A 15,917-nucleotide genomic window follows, 5' to 3' on the forward strand; every position below is an offset into this window, starting at 1 on the left:
CGCTGCCACGGTCAAGGCCTAACCAAGGCGAAGTGCGGCGGCGTGGCCGCCGGGTCACGCCCGCTGCACGAAGCTGTCGACGACGTGTTTCTCGCCGGCCTTGTCGAACGCGATGGTCAGCTTGTTGCCGTCGATCTTGACGACGTGGCCATAGCCGAACTTCTGATGGAAGACGCGGTCGTCGAGGGCGAATTCCGACGTCGTGCCGGTGGATTTCGCCACCAGCTCGCCCTCGATGGTCATCGGTCCGCGCTTGCCGCGGCCGAAATTACCGCCGAAGCCGCTGCCGAACGGATCACGGCCCGAGAACGGCGACGGCTCTTCCTTGAAGCCGCTCTCCGACGAACCGCGTGCCGCGCCCGGCCGACGCGCCTGTGCGCGCTGCCAGCCCGGCGTGGAATAGCTCGATCCGAACGATTCGACGTTGTCGAAGCGCGACGGACCGTAGCCGCCAGCACCGCCCCAGCCCGAGCCGCCCTTCGATTCGGTGATCTCGACGCTCGCCGCGGGCAGCTCGTCGAGAAAGCGCGACGGAATGGTCGTGGTCCAGGTGCCGTGGATGCGGCGGTTGGTGGCGAAATAAATCTTGGCGCGACGCCGTGCGCGGGTCAGGCCGACATGGGCGAGGCGGCGCTCCTCTTCCAGCCCGGCGCGGCCCTGTTCATCGAGCGTGCGCTGGCTCGGGAACAGGCCTTCCTCCCAGCCCGGCAGGAACACGTTGTCGAACTCCAGCCCCTTGGCCGAGTGCAACGTCATCAGCGACACCGCTTCCTCGTCGGCTGCGCCCTCGCGGTCCATCACCAGCGAGATGTGCTCGAGGAAGCCGTGCAGGTTCTCGAACTCCTCCATCGAGCGGACGAGCTCCTTGAGGTTGTCGAGGCGGCCGGCGGCATCGGCCGAGCGGTCCTTCTGCCACATCTCGGTGTAGCCGCTCTCGTCGAGCACGATCTCGGCGAGCTCGGTATGTGGCGTCACCTCGCGCTGGGCGCGCCAGCGCTCGAACTGCAGGATCAGCCCGCGCAGCGAGCCGCGTGCCTTCGGCTTCAGCTCGTCGGTCTCGACCACCGCGCGCGCCGCCTCGAACAGCGGGATGCGGCGCTTGCGGGCGTGGTCGTGCAGCATCTGCACGGTGGCATCGCCGAGCCCGCGCTTCGGCACGTTGACGATGCGCTCGAAGGCGAGATCGTCGGCCGGCGAGTTGATGACGCGCAGATAGGCCAGCGCATCGCGAATCTCGGCGCGCTCGTAGAAGCGCGGGCCGCCGATGACGCGATAGGGCAGGCCGAGCGTGACGAAGCGGTCCTCGAACTCGCGCATCTGGTAGGACGCGCGCACCAGGATCGCGATGTCGTTGAGATGCTCGCCCTTGCGCTGCAGCTCCTCGATCTCCTCACCGATGCCGCGCGCTTCCTCTTCCGAATCCCAGGCGCCGGTGACGGTGACCTTCTCGCCCTCGACGTCCTCGGTGTGCAAGGTCTTGCCGAGCCGGCCTTCGTTGTGCGTGATCAGATGCGAGGCGGCGGCGAGGATGTGCCCCGTGGAGCGGTAGTTGCGCTCGAGGCGGATGACCTTGGCGCCGGGAAAGTCGTGCTCGAAGCGCAGGATGTTGTCGACCTCGGCGCCGCGCCAGCCATAGATCGACTGGTCGTCGTCGCCGACGCAGCAGATGTTCTTGAGGGCGGGGGCGGAGCTAGGCGCGGCAACACTTCTGTCGTCATCGCCGGGCCGACGCGGAGCGTCGAGACCCGGTGATCCATCTTCTTCCGAAGACGTGATGGATTGCCGGGTCGAGCCCGGCAATGACGAGCCGGAGGACGACGGCGCCTGCGACAGCAGCCGCAGCCAGAGATATTGCGCCACGTTGGTGTCCTGATACTCGTCGACCAGGATGAACTTGAAGCGACTCTGATATTGCCTGAGCACGTCCGGGTTCTCGCGGAACAGCCGGATGCTCTCGAGCAGCAGGTCGCCGAAATCGGCGGCGTTGAGAATCTTCAGCCGCTCCTGATAGCTCGCATAGAGCTTGCCGCCCTTGCCGTTGGCGAACACCGCGGCCTCGCCCGAGGGCACCTGGGACGGCGCCAGGCCGCGATTCTTCCAGCCGTCGATCAGCCCGGCCAGCATGCGCGCCGGCCAGCGCTTGTCGTCGATGTTCTCGGCCTGCAGCAATTGCTTGAGCAGGCGGATCTGATCATCGACGTCGAGCACGGTGAAATTGGACTTGAGCTGCACCAGCTCGGCATGGCTGCGCAGGATGCGGCCGGAGATCGAGTGGAAGGTGCCGAGCCACGGCATGCCCTCGATCGCCTGTCCGAGCATCTCGGCCAGCCGCGTCTTCATCTCGCGCGCGGCCTTGTTGGTGAAGGTCACCGACAGAATCTCACTCGGCCTCGCGCGGCCCTGGCTCAGAATATGCGCGATGCGCGTGGTCAGCACGCGGGTCTTGCCGGTGCCCGCGCCGGCGAGCACCAGCACCGGGCCATCGAGCGTCTCGACCGCCTCGCGCTGCTCCGGATTGAGGCCCGCCAGATAGCGCGCACCACCGGTCGCGGCGGCGCGGGCGCGCGCGGCAATGCCGCCGGCAACGGGCTGGTGGTCGGGCGCAGGAAAAGGGCTCACGCGGTTGGGCTCGGTCATCAGCGAATCAGTCTCGTCCCTCGGATGGCATCATATGACGGCATCGCGAGGTCTGCAGGAAGGAGCCCTCATAGCAGGGATTGACGGCTATATGGGGCCGGCAGCGGCGTTTTACAGCCCTAAATCGGGGCAGACGGACGCCGCTCCAGCCTCGGCGGGCTTTTGTTCCGGCAGATCGCGAATTTTTACCGGCCCGCGCGGCCGGAACCTTTGTTCCAAGCCACGATTGTTCTGGCAACGGCGCAAGCTCCGCGTCGCTTTGAACCGCAATCGAGAGACAGAGGTCGTGTCATGTTAGGCTGGGTTGTCACCTTCCTGGTTATCGCATTGATCGCCGGCATTCTCGGCTTCGGCGGCGTCGCCGGTGCCTCCATCGAGATCGCCAAGATCATCTTCTTCATCGCCGTCGTGCTGTTTCTGGTTTCGGCCGTCGTGGGCCTCGCCCGCGGCCGCAGCCGCGTGTAGTCGGCCTCATCCCTGACAATGAGGTCGGCGAAGGGCGCAGTGCCTCGCAAGAGGTGCTGCGCTCTTTGCGTTTTGAGGAGGTGTCAGGCCGGCGCCGTCAGCGCGACCTGCACCTTGGCGAGCGCCGGATCGAGCGCCACGGAGGCGAGGCGCGTATCGTTGGAGAGCGCGGTCAGAGTGAGCGTCTGGTCCTGCACGCGGAAGATCCGGCACAGCGTCGTCGCCTCGGAGGCGTCGCGCAGCATCACCGACAACGGCGCGATGTGGGTCTCGTCGGCGATCTTCTCCGCCACCAGCGCAAGTCGGGTCGCCGCCGCCGCAAGCTGCTCGGTGCGGTGGGCGGTCGTATTGGCCGCGAGCGGCAGGCCTTCTTCGTTGGTGAGCAGCACGGTCTGGAAGCGGCCGACCTCGGCGATGCGGTCGAGCAGCGGCACCAGCTCGCGGCGCCGGCCCGGCCGGCTCGCGAGCTGCGCGAGATCGAGCGAGATGCGCTCGCGCTCGACCAGCGGCGCCAGCACGTCCTCGATCGCGCTGCGCAGGCTGGTCTCGCGCTCAATGGCGTCGTGGCTGCTCTGCTCCTGCAACTGGTCGAGGCTGGCCGCCTGCATCTGCACCTGCCGCCGCAGCAGCTCGCGGGACAGCGCGCCCTGGCGGGCGCCGAACAGATAGCCCGAGGTCAGCAGCAGGATGGCGGCGCCGAGGCCGCTCACGATGGCATAGATCGTCATGGTCGCTTCGTCGCTGTGAGTTGACTGCAATCATCGACGCCCGCAATGCGCAGCACGGCCTTGCGGTCGCCCGCGACCGCCAGGGCATCGCCGCGCGCCTCGCCGGCGCCGGCGGCGCGCACCGACATCCGCTGCGCCGGGAGACCCTCGCGCTTCAACTGGGCCGCGATCTCCTTGGCGCGCGAATAGCTGAGCAGCACGTTCAGATCCTCGGTGCCGCTGGCGTCGGTATGGCCCTCGATGATGATGGTCGCATCGCCGTGGCGCGCGAGCGTGCGTTGCAGGATCGCCAGCGACCGCTTCATGTCGGCAGGGTTCGGTCGGGCGCTGCCGCGCTCGAAGCCGACCGCCAGCGGGGCGAAGCACTCGGCGGAAGGCTTCGCGGGGCTCTGGGGCTCCGGGGGCGCTGCCGGGGCGACCGGCGGAGTCGGTGGCGCGATTACGACGGGAGCGGGCGCGGGCGGCGTCGGCGGCGCCGCGACCACCGGTGCCGGGTCGACGATCCGCGCCTCCCGTCGCTTGGGCGCCGCGTCGGCAATGCGGTCGTCGCGCTGCGGCACGGCCATCACCGGCATTGCCGCCGTCGCGACCGGCGCCGTAGCGATGCCTTGCTGCCAGAGCGCTGCCGACATGACGGCGATCAGGGTGCCGGCGACGGCGAAGGCCGCGGCGAGCCAGATCGGCGCCTCCTCGCCGGCCACGGTGCACGCATCGACGCGCATCGCGGGCGAGGGCGGAACGGAGTTCGGGGAGGGCGCCAGCATCTCAGCCCACGGGCACCTTGAACTTCGGCGTGATCAGGTCGATGCCGCATTCGAGCCCCGCGCACCATGCGATGAACTGGCGCGACATTGCAGCATCCGGAAACAGCGCGCCGTGCTGTGGGGCGATGATCTCGATGTCGAGCGTGCTCACCATCTGCGCCCACGCCTTCATGACGCGGTTGGAGACCATGTAGCGGCGGTGAAAGCCTTCCATGAAGCGCGTATGCGCCTTGAAGTCGCGCACGACGGTGTAGTCGACGCCGATCGAAGCGCCGAGGTCGCCGCTGTAGAGGATCTTCGAGATCGGATCGTAGAGCTGGAAATTGCCCTCGCTGTGCAGGAAGTGCGCCGGCAGCGCATACAGCCTGCTGCCGGCGAGATCGAACACCATGCCTTCATCGGGGATCGGCTTCAGCCGGTCGGCGACGATGTGGTCGAAGCCGAAATGCGGAACGAAGCGGGTCCACAGCTCCGAGATGTAGGCGTCGGCGTCGGTCGTCATCAGCCAGCCGTTGATGGCTGCGACGATGTCGGGATCCTGGTGCGACAGGAACAGATATTTCAGCCGCCCGCCCGCGAGCTCGCTGAAGGTCTCGCTGAGCACCCTGGAATAGACCTTGTGGCCGCCCGGATCGAGCAGCATGCCGATGCGGTCGTGGATGATCAGATGCTGGTTCGCCTGCACCGCGAGGTCGCCGGCGCCGAAATCCTCCAGCAGGATGTTCTTGTGAACGCCGTCGTCATAGAGGACGGTATTGGCCATGAAATGACTCCCCGCCGGCGCCGCGCGATCGCCGCGCGCCGGCTCATTGACGACGATGCGCTACAGCACCTTCTGCAGCGACCGGACGGCTTCGCGCATGTCGAAGAAGGTTAAGCCCAGCTTGCTGTTCTCGTTGGTGAGCGCGAGCAGCAGCGCGCCGCGGCCGGCGCTGACCAGCACGGCGTAGCCGGACTCGCCGCGGATGATGACCTCCTGCAGATGGCTGCGGCCGAGCTCCATGGCGGCGCGGCCGCCCAGCGACAGCAAGGTCGCGGTCATGCCGGCGACCCGCGTCTCCTCCATGTCGGCCGCGAGCACGCTCGCGATCATCAGCCCGTCCTCCGAGATCAGCGCGCAGGCCTCGACCCCGAACGAGTCGCTCTGCAGCTTGCGCAGGACGCGGTTGATTTCATCGAGTCGTGACATCGGCTTCTCCTCGACGGCGCGCGGGGCAAACTTGGAATGAAACTGACTTTGAGCCATGGCGGGGTCCTGGTCATCATCTTGAGCTGTTGAAACGGAAGCGGCGGGAATGTCGATCTGTGCAGTAACGGCGGAGGGATACAGCGGGTCATCCGGGACCAGCGTCGTCGTCTGTTCCGGACTGCCGTCCGGTGTCGTCAGCGCGCGCGTCTCGATCGTATCAACCGCGTCGTCGAGCGCGCGCTGCTCGGCCTTGATGCGTGATCGCGAGACCGGCGGATCCATCGCCTGCAACTGGGTCACCAGCGCCTGGCGGGCCGACTGGTAGACTTCGGCTCGGCGTTCGGGGGATGAGTCCGGCAGGTTCTCCATCGCGCGCGACAGCAGGATGAAGTAGTCGGCGGTGGTCACGGGCAGGGCCGCCGCATCCTCATGCGGACCGTGCGCTCGGCTCAGCAGGCTTGCGAGGCGTCCCATCGCTCTCTCGTCAACTCTACGCAACTAACGATGCGTAAGGTTAGGTCGGCACAAGAGACGCGACGAATGATCTGAATCAAATTAACTAAAATCGGGACCAAGCTGCGCAATCCGGCCCTCGAGTCGACCGGGGTTGATCATCATGTCGCCATGATCGCCCCGATGGGGCCGCATTGACGCCGCGTTCGGCGCAACTGCGCCTCGGTTGCAGCCAGAATCAGCTACGATCACGGCAACGAATGCGGTGCGGGGAGGGCGGCGTGAACTTCGGGGACTATGTGCAGCGAGATGCAACGGCGCTTGCCGCCGCGGTGAAGGGCGGCGAGACCCATGCGGCGGAGCTGCTGCAGCTCGCGCTGGTACAGAACGAGCGGGCCCAGCCGCGGACCAACGCCGTCTGCAGGCTGATGGAGGGCGAGGCCCGTGCGCAGCTTGCCAAGCCCGCCACCGGCCCGTTCACCGGCGTACCGTTCCTGATCAAGGATTGTGCCCAGGACTATGCGGGCCTGCCGACGGCCTATGGCAGCAAGGCGCTGTCCGGCTTCGCGGCCGCCGAGCATGCCTCGGTCGTCAGGCGGTATCTCGAAGCCGGCCTCGTGATCTTCGGCAAGACCAACCTGCCGGAGCTCGCGCTGAAGGGCGTCAGCGACTCCCGCGCTTTCGGCCGCGTCGGCAACCCCTGGAATCCCGCGCATACGCCGGGTGGCTCCAGCGGCGGCGCTGCAGCGGCGGTCGCCTCGGGCGTCGTGCCGATGGCCGCCGGCAATGATGGCGGCGGCTCGATCCGCATTCCCGCCGCCTGCTGCGGCCTGTTCGGGCTGAAGCCGTCGCGCGGCCTGATCTCGTCGGGCCCGGGCTTCGGTGAGTATTGGTTCGGCGCCTCGAGCGAGGGCGTGCTGTCGCGCAGCGTTCGCGACACCGCGCTCGCGCTCGACGTCATCGCGGGCAGCGAGCCCGGCGATCCCTTTCTCACCGCCGAGCCCGGCGTGGTCTATGCCAATGCGGTCGCCCGCGATCCCGGCCGCTTGCGCATCGGCTACACGGCGGCGTCGCCGATCGGGACCGAGGTGCATGCCGAGGCGAAGCTTGCGGTCGACAACGCCGTGAAGCTGCTGCGGGGCCTCGGTCACGAGGTCGAGGAGGCCACCCCCGACATCGACGGCGCCGCGCTCGCGACCTCGTTCCTGCACATCTATTTCGGCCAGGTCGCGGCGCTGGTCGCCGACGCGCGCGGCAAGGGCGCCAGGCGCGAGGAGTTCGAGCTGCTGACGCGGGTGCTGTCGACGCTGGGCGGCGCGATCTCGGCCGGCGCGCTGACGACGCAGCTGCTCAAATGGAACGAGTTCGCTCGCGCGCTCGCGCGCTTCCATGCGCGCTACGACCTGCTGCTGACACCGACGCTCGCACACCCTCCGATCCGGCACGGCGAGGGCGATCCGAGCACGGCCGAACAGACGCTGCTCGACATGCTCGACCGCATCGGCCTGCTCGGGCTGCTGACGCGCTGGGGCCTGCTCGACGGCATGATCGACAAGATCGCCCGCGACAGCCTGCAATATGTCCCGTTCACGCAGCTCGCCAATCTGACGGGAACGCCGGCGATGAGCGTGCCGCTGCACTGGACCGCCGACGGCCTGCCGCTCGGCGTGCAGTTCACAGGCCGGCTCGGCGACGAGACGAGACTGTTGCAGCTCGCCCGCCAGCTCGAGCAGGCGCAGCCCTGGTTCGCGCGCTTGCCCGACTGGGTGATGCAGGGCTGACCAGACGAGATGGGCCGGTTTGCGCAGCGCGGTCGTGCGTCGCAAGACGCCGTGCGCATCCATCGCGATTGCGTGCGCGCTGTTTGTGGTGTTCTATCTGAGGTGGAGCGCGGTTGCGGAAGCCGCGCCGGTTCGGCGACGTTGTTCAGACGGCGACGTTGTTCGGATCCGGCCCATCGCGCGTGACTGCCGTGGTGCGGAAGCCATTTCGCGCCGCTTCCGACGATCCGCTCGTCCGGTGCCGTGCCATGCTTGCTGGCGATATTCTCAGAGGGCGGGATCATGAACGTCACGGTCTATTTCGCGACCAACAGGCAACCGATCACGGCTGAAGGCACGAATCAGATTACCGGGTTCAGCTCCGAGCTCGGTCCCGTCAACGGCTTGAACATCAGGTATGGCCGGGCCGAGATCGCCGTCGATCTGCAGGCATCGAGCTATGGCCTGGTGCCTGGATCGCTTCATGTCGAGGACGAGCAACTGATCTTTCCGCAAGGCTCCCGAGCCGTCCTCGGCAGCAATACGATCTTCGGCGCCCTGCGTACCGACATGCTGGCGAAGGCGCGGCCGACGATCGCGTTCATTCACGGCTTCAGCAACAGCTTCGTCGACTCGATCGAACGCGCCGGGTGGATATCGGCGTTCTACGGGATCGACGCCAACATGTTCGTGTTCAGTTGGCCGTCGGTGGCCTCGCCGGTCGGCGTGCCGCTGCCCTTTGTGGACTACCAGCACGATCGCAAGACGGCGGCGGCATCCGGCCCGGCCGTGGCACGCACGCTGCGGCGTCTCTATGATTTCGTCGACGGGCTGCCGGAGAGCGAGCGCTGCAACCAGAGCATTCATCTCATCTGTCACAGCATGGGCGTCTATGTCCTGCGCGGCGCGCTGCAGGCCTTGATGCAGATGCCGGATCCCGCGGCCGGCGCGGCCATGGCTGGCAGCGTGCCGGCGATGGTGCGGATGGACGGCATGCAGCCGGCGCTGACCGGACTGCGCAGGACGTTCGACAAGATCGTGCTCGCGGCAGCCGACGAGGACGCGGATGCGTTCGACGACCCGGCAAAGCTGAAATATCTGCCGCGCACCGCGAGCAGCGTCACGGTCTATCACTCGACCAAGGATTGGGTGCTGAACACGCTGAGCGCGGGCACGAAATTCAACGGTCCGCGGCTGGGCAATGACGGCCCCGACAACATGGGCAGCATCAGCGACAAGGTCACCGCGGTCGATTGCTCGGACGTCACGTCGTTCGCGCAGGACCCGCAGGAGCACCAGTATTATCGCATCTTTCCGGTCGTCCGTGACGACATCGTCCAGGTCCTGAGCGGCGTGCCGCAGAACCAGGTCGGCAACCGCGATCCGACCGGGTCGGGGCGCTACCGCATCCGGCCGCAGGCTCGCTTGGCCGTCAGGGTCACCAGTCCCAAGCCGCGCACCGCGAAGGCGCGCGTCGCCAAGTCAGGTGCTGCGAAGAAGAGGGCGGCCGGCGGGAGCTGAGCGCGGGACGCCGGCGCGCCCGCATGGCCCGCTAGTCCTGCTTGCGCGGCATGCCGATGGCGCGGCCGAGCCCGTCGGGCTGCGGCAGCGCGGCATGCGCCTGCAGCACGCGGGCGATGTTGGCCTGGATGTCCGGCGGAAACGGCGCGACCTTGCGCTTGGTCATGTCGATGTGCACCGACATGTTCTCCGAGGTCGCCGAGACCCAGCCTTCCTCGGCATGGCGCAGCTCCTCGAAGGTGTGCAGCCGCTTCTCGTCGGCTGCGATCAGCCAGACCGCGACCTGGACGGGATCGCCGAGATGGATCTCGCGCAGATAGCGCACGTGGCATTCGGCGGTGAAGGTCGAGCCCTGGCGCTCCTTCATATAGGCCGGGCCGATACCGAGCTCGGCCCAGATCTGGTCGATCGCGCGGTCGAACATCACGTTGTAGTAGGCCATGTTGAGATGGCCGTTGTAGTCGATCCATTGCGGCTCGATCTGCATGACCTGTGACATGAACGGCCCGGCCTCTTGCGTCGTGGGCACTGCATTATCGCTCATCGGCTCTTCCGTTTGCTCCCTTGACCCCTGTTGCGTCCTTTGCCACGGTCCGCCCAACTTTCGGAGGAAGCAGTGGCGACGACGATCCCCCATCACGATTTGAAGCGGCCCGCGCCGGAGGCGCTGAAAAGCGCGCTCGACGCGCTCGCAGCCCGCTTCGGCAACCGGCTCATCACCTCGCAGGCCGTGCGCGAGCAGCATGGCCATACCACGACCTGGCTGCCGACGCAGCCGCCGGATGGCGTGGTGCTGGCGCAGGAGACCGCCGACATCCAGGACGTCGTCCGCATCTGCGCCCCCCGAGGCGTGCCGATCATTCCGTTCGGCACCGGCACCTCGCTGGAGGGCCAGGTCAACGCGCCCGCCGGCGGCATCTGCATCGACATGCGCGACATGAACAAGGTGCTGGAGGTGCATGCCGAGGACCTCGACTGCGTGATCCAGCCCGGCATCACCCGCAAGACGCTGAACGAATATCTCCGCGACCAGGGCCTGTTCTTCCCGATCGATCCCGGCGCCGACGCTTCGCTCGGCGGCATGGCCTCGACCCGGGCCTCCGGCACCAATGCGGTGCGCTACGGTACCATCCGCGAGAACGTGCTGGCGCTGAAGGTGGTGCGCGGCGACGGCGAGATCATCAAGACCGGCACCCGTGCCAAGAAGTCCGCGGCCGGCTACGATTTGACGCACCTGTTCATCGGCGCCGAGGGCACGCTCGGCATCATCTGCGAGATGACGATCCGTCTGCGCGGCATTCCCGAGACCATCGCGGCGGCGTCGTGCTCGTTCGAGACGGTGCGCGGCGCCTGCCAGGCGACGATCCTCGCGATTCAGACCGGCATTCCGATGGCGCGCATCGAGCTGCTCAATGCGGCGCAGGTGAAGGCCTGCAACGCCTATTCCAAGCTGACCCTGCCGGAGACGCCGCTGCTGCTCCTGGAATTTCATGGCAGTGAGGCCGAGGTCGCCGAGCAGTCGAAGAACTTTGCCGAGATTGCCAGGGAGTGCGGCGGCGGCGACTTCGCCTGGACCACCAAGCCGGAGGACCGCACCAAGCTGTGGCAGGCGCGTCACGACGCCTATTGGTCTGTGAAGGCGATCCGGCCCGGCGTCGGCGTGGTCGCGACCGATGTCTGCGTGCCGATCTCGCGGCTGGCGGACTGCGTCACCGAGACCGAGGAGGATCTCGCGCGTCTGCGGCTGACCTCGCCGATCGTCGGCCATGTCGGCGACGGCAATTTCCACTGCTCGCTGATGTGCGACGTCGACGATGCCGACGAGATGGCGCGCGGCGACGAGTTCATGCACCGCCTGGTCGAGCGCGCCCAGGCCATGGACGGCACCTGCACCGGCGAGCACGGCATCGGCCAGGGCAAGCAGAAATACCTCAAGTCCGAGCTCGGCGAGGAAGCGCTGGACGCGATGCGCGCGGTGAAGGCCGCGCTCGATCCGCACAACATCTTCAACCCCGGCAAGATCATCCCGGCCTGAAGCCGCATCAGGCCTCAACTCTCTCCTCGATCACGCTGCGCACCCTCTCCCCGTAAGAACGGGGAGAGGGTGCGCACTACCTGCGCGGCGACACGTCCGATCCAACCTCGTCAGGAGAGCACCAAACAAAAACGCCGCCGCGTTCGACACGCGGCGGCGTTGTAGTCCATTCAAATCAACGGCAGACGCGGCGCGGTCCCCACGGGGTCGGCCGGACCCAGCAGGTGCGCGGGCCGAAGCCGCCATAACCGTAGGGGCGATAGACGCGCGGGGCGGGTCGGCAACGGCCCCAACGGTCGGGGAACCAGCCGGGACCGCAGCCGCCGGCGACGCGCTCGACATTGCCGTCCGGAGCAGCCGGCTGGGCCGGCAGCGTGAAGGCCTGCGCGACCGACGCGCCCAGCATGACGGTCGCGGCGAGCAGGGCGGAGGTGAACAGATTGCGCATTGCAGTGCGGTCCTCTCGTTGGTTTCGAAGCAGTGCAGTCCTTAGACGTCCTCGGACAGGATTTGGTTTCGCAATTTTTTCGACGCCGCGAAACCTCTTCCTAGTACCATAGAGACCTCCACGACACCGATCGCGCGATGCAGCTCTGCTGATCATGGAGCGCATCGCTACGGCATCGTTGCCATCTTAGGATATTCTAGCAGACATTCGCTGCAAGGAACATGAACGACGAGCGACGTCTGCCGCCGGCTTTCGTCGCAGCCGGCATCATTTGCCGCCCGGCTGCGCCTTCGCGTCCTTCAGCGCCGTCTTGCAGCCGTCGGAGAGCTTATCGAACTTCTCGATCATGCATTGCTTGATGCGGCCGCCGCCCGGCATGATTCCCGTACAAAGCGTGCGCACGTCGTCGCCGCACGCCTGGCGCATCGCGCTCCTGTCCTGAGCCTGGGCGGCAGCGCTGAAGATGACTATCAACAGCAGCGGAAACAGCTTGTGCATGATCGATGATTCCTCTCTTGCCGCGGCCGACGCGCCGGGCCTTGTGAGGCTGCTGTCTCGCCGATCAATTTAGCAGGCATATGTCGAGCGTCGCCGCAACGTGTAACGGTTTGTATCACGAGGTCACTGCGCAGAGCGCAAGCGTCCGCTTGGTCCCGGAGACGTCGTCGACCACGGCGATGCTCGTGCCGCCATTCCCTCAAGCGTGCATATCCGAGGCACTGCCGCGCAGCTTCTGCAGCGCGTGATCGACGCTGTGGAACACGCGCTCCCGCGGCAGCACGTCGTACAGGCCGAACCGTTCGAAGGCCGCCTGGGCCCGCAGCGACTCCAGCCGCGCCACCGCGAACACGATTCCGGCCTCGTTGCAGATATGGATCATGTCGCGCAGGGTCTGCGCGGCGGTGAAATCGATCTCGACGATGGCACTGGCCTCGAACACCACCAGCCGCGGCTTGCGGCTGCGCAGCAGGCGCTGCATGTCGGCGCGGAACGTCGCCGCATTGAGGAAGCTGAGCGGAGCCTGGAAGCCGACCACGGCGATGTCGGACAGCTCCTCGCCTCTGATCTGCGGATGCGCCGGCCACCAGATCGTCGTGTCTGGCACGCGTTCGAAGGCGATGAGGTGGGCGCGCGTCGTGCTCCAGATGCCGTGCAGCAGCGACAGCGCGATGCCGATCGCGACGCCCTGCTCGATCGGCAGCGCGATGATCGCCACCGCGGTGGCGAGGATGAGCAGGAACTCGCCCTTCGACGCACGATAGACGCTGGTGATCTGCGCGACGCGGATGATGCGCAAGGCCACGAACAGCAGCACGCCGCCGAGCGCCGCCTCCGGCACATTCGCAAGCAGCCGGGCGCCGAACAGCACGAGCAGCAGCACGATCGCGGCGGCGAGCAGGCCTGCGACCTGCGACCGGCCGCCGGTCTCGACCACGATGCCGGTGCGCGGCGGGCTGGCATTGACGGGGAAGGCGCCGAACAATCCGGCCAGCAGGCTGCCGGCGCCGGCGCCGAGGAAGTCGCGGTCGACGTCGGCCGGCCGGTCGGGATCGGAGGGGAACGAGCGCGTCGTCGCCGAGGTCTGCACCATCACCACGACGGCGATCAGGAAGGCGAGGGGGACCAGCTTCGCCCATTGTTCCGGTCCGATCAGCGGCACGGACGGCATCGGCACCGTGCCGGCGATCTCGCCGATGACGGGCACGCCACCGCCCTGCAGCCCGGCCGACATCACGAACAGGGTCGCGGCCGTCAGCGCGATCAGCGCGCCGGGTATGCGGGCGCTGATCCGCTCGCAGACCGTGATGGTCGCGAGCACGCCGAAGCCGATGAGCATCGTGTATGCGTTGGACTTGCCGAGCTCGCCCGCGAGGGTCGCGATCCGCGCCAGCGTCGGCCCGCTCGGTGACGGCAGGCCGAGCACGCCCGGCAATTGTGAGACGATGATATGCACGGCAATGCCGGCGAGGAAGCCCACGGTGACCGGCACCGACAGCAGGTTGGCGATGCCGCCGAGCTTGAAGCCGCCGGCCAGCACCAGCATGACCCCGACCAGCAGCGCCAGCGCCGCGGCCAGGCTGCCGTATTCGGGCGTGCCGCCGGCCGCAAGCAGCGCCAGGCCGCCGGCGAAGATCGGCGTGATCGTGGAATCGGCGCCGCAGGACAGGAAGCGGTTGGCGCCGAACAGCGCAAACCCCAGCGATCCCGCCATGAAGGCGAAGAAGCCGATCTCGGGCGCGAAGCCGCCGAGCTTGGCGGTCGCCATCTGCTCGGGGATCGCGATCGCCGCCAGCGTCAGTCCGGCGGCGAGATCGGCGGGCAGGGCGCTCAACCGGTAGGATTGCAGGGAGCGGAGCAGCGTCCATGGACGCCCGGCCGCAGTCTGGTCTGTCATGAGTTTCTACGTCTCCGGACGTCGCTGCAGGCGGCAGAGCCACAGCCCGATCATCCTCGATGGCACGGCTGGATCGGGCAGCGCAACAGCGCAGGTGCAATTGCCCGCACGGCAGGACGGACTTGCAAGAACGTTGGAGTTGGCATCATTATTCTCTAATTCGGATTGGTTTGGATACTCGATTTGAGGCCCCCGAGGTCTCCATTGCCTGCAGCCTGCGAGACGGGGCTTCGTCTCACGACGGGATACGCCATTGTACAAGGTCGTCTTCCACCGGCTGATCTGGTTTCCGTATCGCCCCGAGCATGCGCTGGTGGGGCCGCTGCTGATGGCGCTGCTGTTCTTGGTGGCCGCAACCGGAGCAATCAAGGCCATCGATATTTTCACCTCGCTCGGCACGCAGGCCGCGGGGCACGAAGCGCGCATCACGGTCGTCGTCTTGCTCCTGTGCCTGGTCGTATGCATCAACGCCGCAAGAGCGGACTACATCTCGGTCGTCGCGGCGATCATTCCCTGCCTCGTCACGGTCTTGGTGGTCACTGTGCTGAGCTTGCTCGGAACCTGGCCCAGATCGGACATGAACGCCGCGCTGATGCAGGCCAGCGTATCAGCATTCGCCGCCCTGTCGCTGATCGGCCGGCTCGTGCAGTCGGGCGGACCGGACCTCGGAAAAATCGGGGTGCTCTGGCGACGGGCAAAGGCCCATGTCCGCCGTCTCAAGGATACGGACGTCCAAAAGACGGATTTCAAGGTGAAGCGGGCGGAGCTGGTCGAAGACGTGGAGTCGCTCGCCAAGGAGCTGAAGGAGGCCGCCTCGCAGCTTGTCGAGCCGGGGTTGCCCAGGGGGGTGGAAAAGAAGCTCCGATCCTTCATTGCCTACAGCAAGATGGCCAGCCATGCCGACTTCATGGCGGCTGCGACGCAAGGTCAGGAGTCGCTCGTCGAAACTCTGACGGTGTTGAATCAGGGGCTTAGATAAGATGCGCGAAGTCATTCCTCTCTATTTCGCCACGCTCGACGGCGAGCAGCCATGTGCCTGGTCCCCCTTCGGCGTTCCGATGCGGCAGATGCAGGATTGCACGAAGGAGATCATGCAGTCGAAGTACTCCAATTCGAAGCATTTCAGCGTCTCCATCTTGTGCGAGAAGCACGAAGCCATCCCGGACGAAGCGCTGTCGCAGACCATCGGGTGTCTGATCGACGCAAAATACCTGAAGCCGGAGAACAGGCGCTACATCGACGGCCAGTTCGTCGAGTTCAGCAACCGCCTGGACAGGGAGAAAATCGCGATATTGGGATTCGAGATCTACATCGTGGCCTCCGACCAGGAGCCGGAATGCGATCTCGATCGTGCCATGGAGTTCAAGGACAGGCTGATCCTGGCAGGCTTCGATCCTGACCGGCTCAGGGTCGATGTCGTCAGCGACCAGGCTTGCCTGACCAAGATATCCAAGCTGCGTCTCGTCAACATCAGGCATATGCAGAAAGCGATCAGTCTGCCGATGTTGAAGCCCTAGGAGGT

15 protein-coding genes are annotated in these 15,917 nt (G+C 66.7%); 6 read left to right on the forward strand and 9 right to left on the reverse strand.

Features of this window, described 5'->3' with window-relative positions; translation table 11 throughout:
• Positions 1-54: 54 nt before the first annotated feature.
• Positions 55-2,637 carry an ATP-dependent helicase gene (locus tag ACQR1H_RS07050; RefSeq protein ID WP_434907344.1) on the reverse strand — a complete coding sequence of 861 codons (2,583 nt, stop codon included), beginning with the start codon at positions 2,635-2,637 and terminating at the stop codon, positions 55-57.
• A gap of 291 nt (positions 2,638-2,928) precedes the next feature.
• Between ACQR1H_RS07050 and ACQR1H_RS07055 the strand changes: the two genes are divergently transcribed.
• On the forward strand, positions 2,929-3,102 hold the full coding sequence (locus ACQR1H_RS07055) for a DUF1328 domain-containing protein (RefSeq protein ID WP_315802178.1): 174 nt from the start codon (positions 2,929-2,931) through the stop codon (positions 3,100-3,102).
• Positions 3,103-3,185: 83 nt separating this feature from the next.
• Here the strand turns inward: ACQR1H_RS07055 and ACQR1H_RS07060 are convergent, their stop codons facing one another.
• The 4 genes from ACQR1H_RS07060 to ACQR1H_RS07075 all read right to left on the reverse strand — a co-directional run bounded on the left by ACQR1H_RS07060 (position 3,186) and on the right by ACQR1H_RS07075 (position 6,257).
• Complete coding sequence (locus ACQR1H_RS07060; RefSeq protein WP_315713402.1) at positions 3,186-3,830, reverse strand: hypothetical protein; 645 nt, start codon at positions 3,828-3,830, stop codon at positions 3,186-3,188.
• Positions 3,827-4,531 (reverse strand): OmpA family protein, encoded by a 705-nt coding sequence (locus tag ACQR1H_RS07065; RefSeq protein WP_434907345.1) that lies wholly within the window; start codon positions 4,529-4,531, stop codon positions 3,827-3,829. The genes ACQR1H_RS07060 and ACQR1H_RS07065 overlap by 4 nt, the downstream gene beginning before the upstream one ends.
• Before the next feature lie 64 nt (positions 4,532-4,595).
• On the reverse strand, positions 4,596-5,357 hold the full coding sequence (locus ACQR1H_RS07070) for an MBL fold metallo-hydrolase (RefSeq protein WP_315802147.1): 762 nt from the start codon (positions 5,355-5,357) through the stop codon (positions 4,596-4,598).
• A gap of 60 nt (positions 5,358-5,417) precedes the next feature.
• On the reverse strand, positions 5,418-6,257 hold the full coding sequence (locus ACQR1H_RS07075) for a roadblock/LC7 domain-containing protein (RefSeq protein WP_315802148.1): 840 nt from the start codon (positions 6,255-6,257) through the stop codon (positions 5,418-5,420).
• 260 nt (positions 6,258-6,517) lie between these two features.
• Here ACQR1H_RS07075 and ACQR1H_RS07080 point away from each other — a divergent pair, with 260 nt between their 5' ends.
• Positions 6,518-8,017, forward strand: a complete 1,500-nt coding sequence (locus ACQR1H_RS07080) for an amidase (RefSeq protein ID WP_316217708.1) — start codon at positions 6,518-6,520, stop codon at positions 8,015-8,017.
• Between the two features lie 282 nt (positions 8,018-8,299).
• Positions 8,300-9,517, forward strand: a complete 1,218-nt coding sequence (locus ACQR1H_RS07085; RefSeq protein ID WP_434907346.1) for an alpha/beta hydrolase — start codon at positions 8,300-8,302, stop codon at positions 9,515-9,517.
• Between the two features lie 31 nt (positions 9,518-9,548).
• Here ACQR1H_RS07085 and ACQR1H_RS07090 read toward each other — a convergent pair whose 3' ends face one another.
• Complete coding sequence (locus ACQR1H_RS07090; RefSeq protein WP_434864171.1) at positions 9,549-10,061, reverse strand: thioesterase family protein; 513 nt, start codon at positions 10,059-10,061, stop codon at positions 9,549-9,551.
• A gap of 72 nt (positions 10,062-10,133) precedes the next feature.
• Here ACQR1H_RS07090 and ACQR1H_RS07095 point away from each other — a divergent pair, with 72 nt between their 5' ends.
• The gene (locus tag ACQR1H_RS07095) at positions 10,134-11,552 is read left to right on the forward strand and encodes an FAD-binding oxidoreductase (protein ID WP_316217705.1); all 1,419 of its coding nucleotides are present in this window, start codon (positions 10,134-10,136) and stop codon (positions 11,550-11,552) included.
• A 175-nt stretch (positions 11,553-11,727) separates the two neighbouring features.
• Here ACQR1H_RS07095 and ACQR1H_RS07100 read toward each other — a convergent pair whose 3' ends face one another.
• The 3 genes from ACQR1H_RS07100 to ACQR1H_RS07110 all read right to left on the reverse strand — a co-directional run bounded on the left by ACQR1H_RS07100 (position 11,728) and on the right by ACQR1H_RS07110 (position 14,395).
• The gene (locus ACQR1H_RS07100) at positions 11,728-12,000 is read right to left on the reverse strand and encodes a GCG_CRPN prefix-to-repeats domain-containing protein (RefSeq protein ID WP_434864170.1); all 273 of its coding nucleotides are present in this window, start codon (positions 11,998-12,000) and stop codon (positions 11,728-11,730) included.
• A gap of 267 nt (positions 12,001-12,267) precedes the next feature.
• Positions 12,268-12,498: a hypothetical protein gene (locus ACQR1H_RS07105; RefSeq protein ID WP_315802154.1), complete on the reverse strand. Its 231-nt coding sequence runs from the start codon at positions 12,496-12,498 to the stop codon at positions 12,268-12,270.
• Positions 12,499-12,697: 199 nt separating this feature from the next.
• Positions 12,698-14,395 (reverse strand): SulP family inorganic anion transporter, encoded by a 1,698-nt coding sequence (locus ACQR1H_RS07110; protein WP_315802155.1) that lies wholly within the window; start codon positions 14,393-14,395, stop codon positions 12,698-12,700.
• A 253-nt stretch (positions 14,396-14,648) separates the two neighbouring features.
• On the opposite strand from ACQR1H_RS07110, the gene ACQR1H_RS07115 reads away from it, so the two are divergent.
• Together ACQR1H_RS07115 and ACQR1H_RS07120 are read left to right on the forward strand one after the other, a co-directional pair.
• On the forward strand, positions 14,649-15,374 hold the full coding sequence (locus ACQR1H_RS07115; protein ID WP_315802156.1) for a hypothetical protein: 726 nt from the start codon (positions 14,649-14,651) through the stop codon (positions 15,372-15,374).
• 1 nt (position 15,375) lies between these two features.
• Positions 15,376-15,912 (forward strand): hypothetical protein, encoded by a 537-nt coding sequence (locus ACQR1H_RS07120; protein WP_434864169.1) that lies wholly within the window; start codon positions 15,376-15,378, stop codon positions 15,910-15,912.
• Positions 15,913-15,917 lie beyond the last annotated feature (5 nt).

It is taken from the genome of Bradyrhizobium sp. HKCCYLRH2015, from assembly GCF_051168215.1.
Classification (GTDB): Bacteria; Pseudomonadota; Alphaproteobacteria; order Rhizobiales; family Xanthobacteraceae; genus Bradyrhizobium.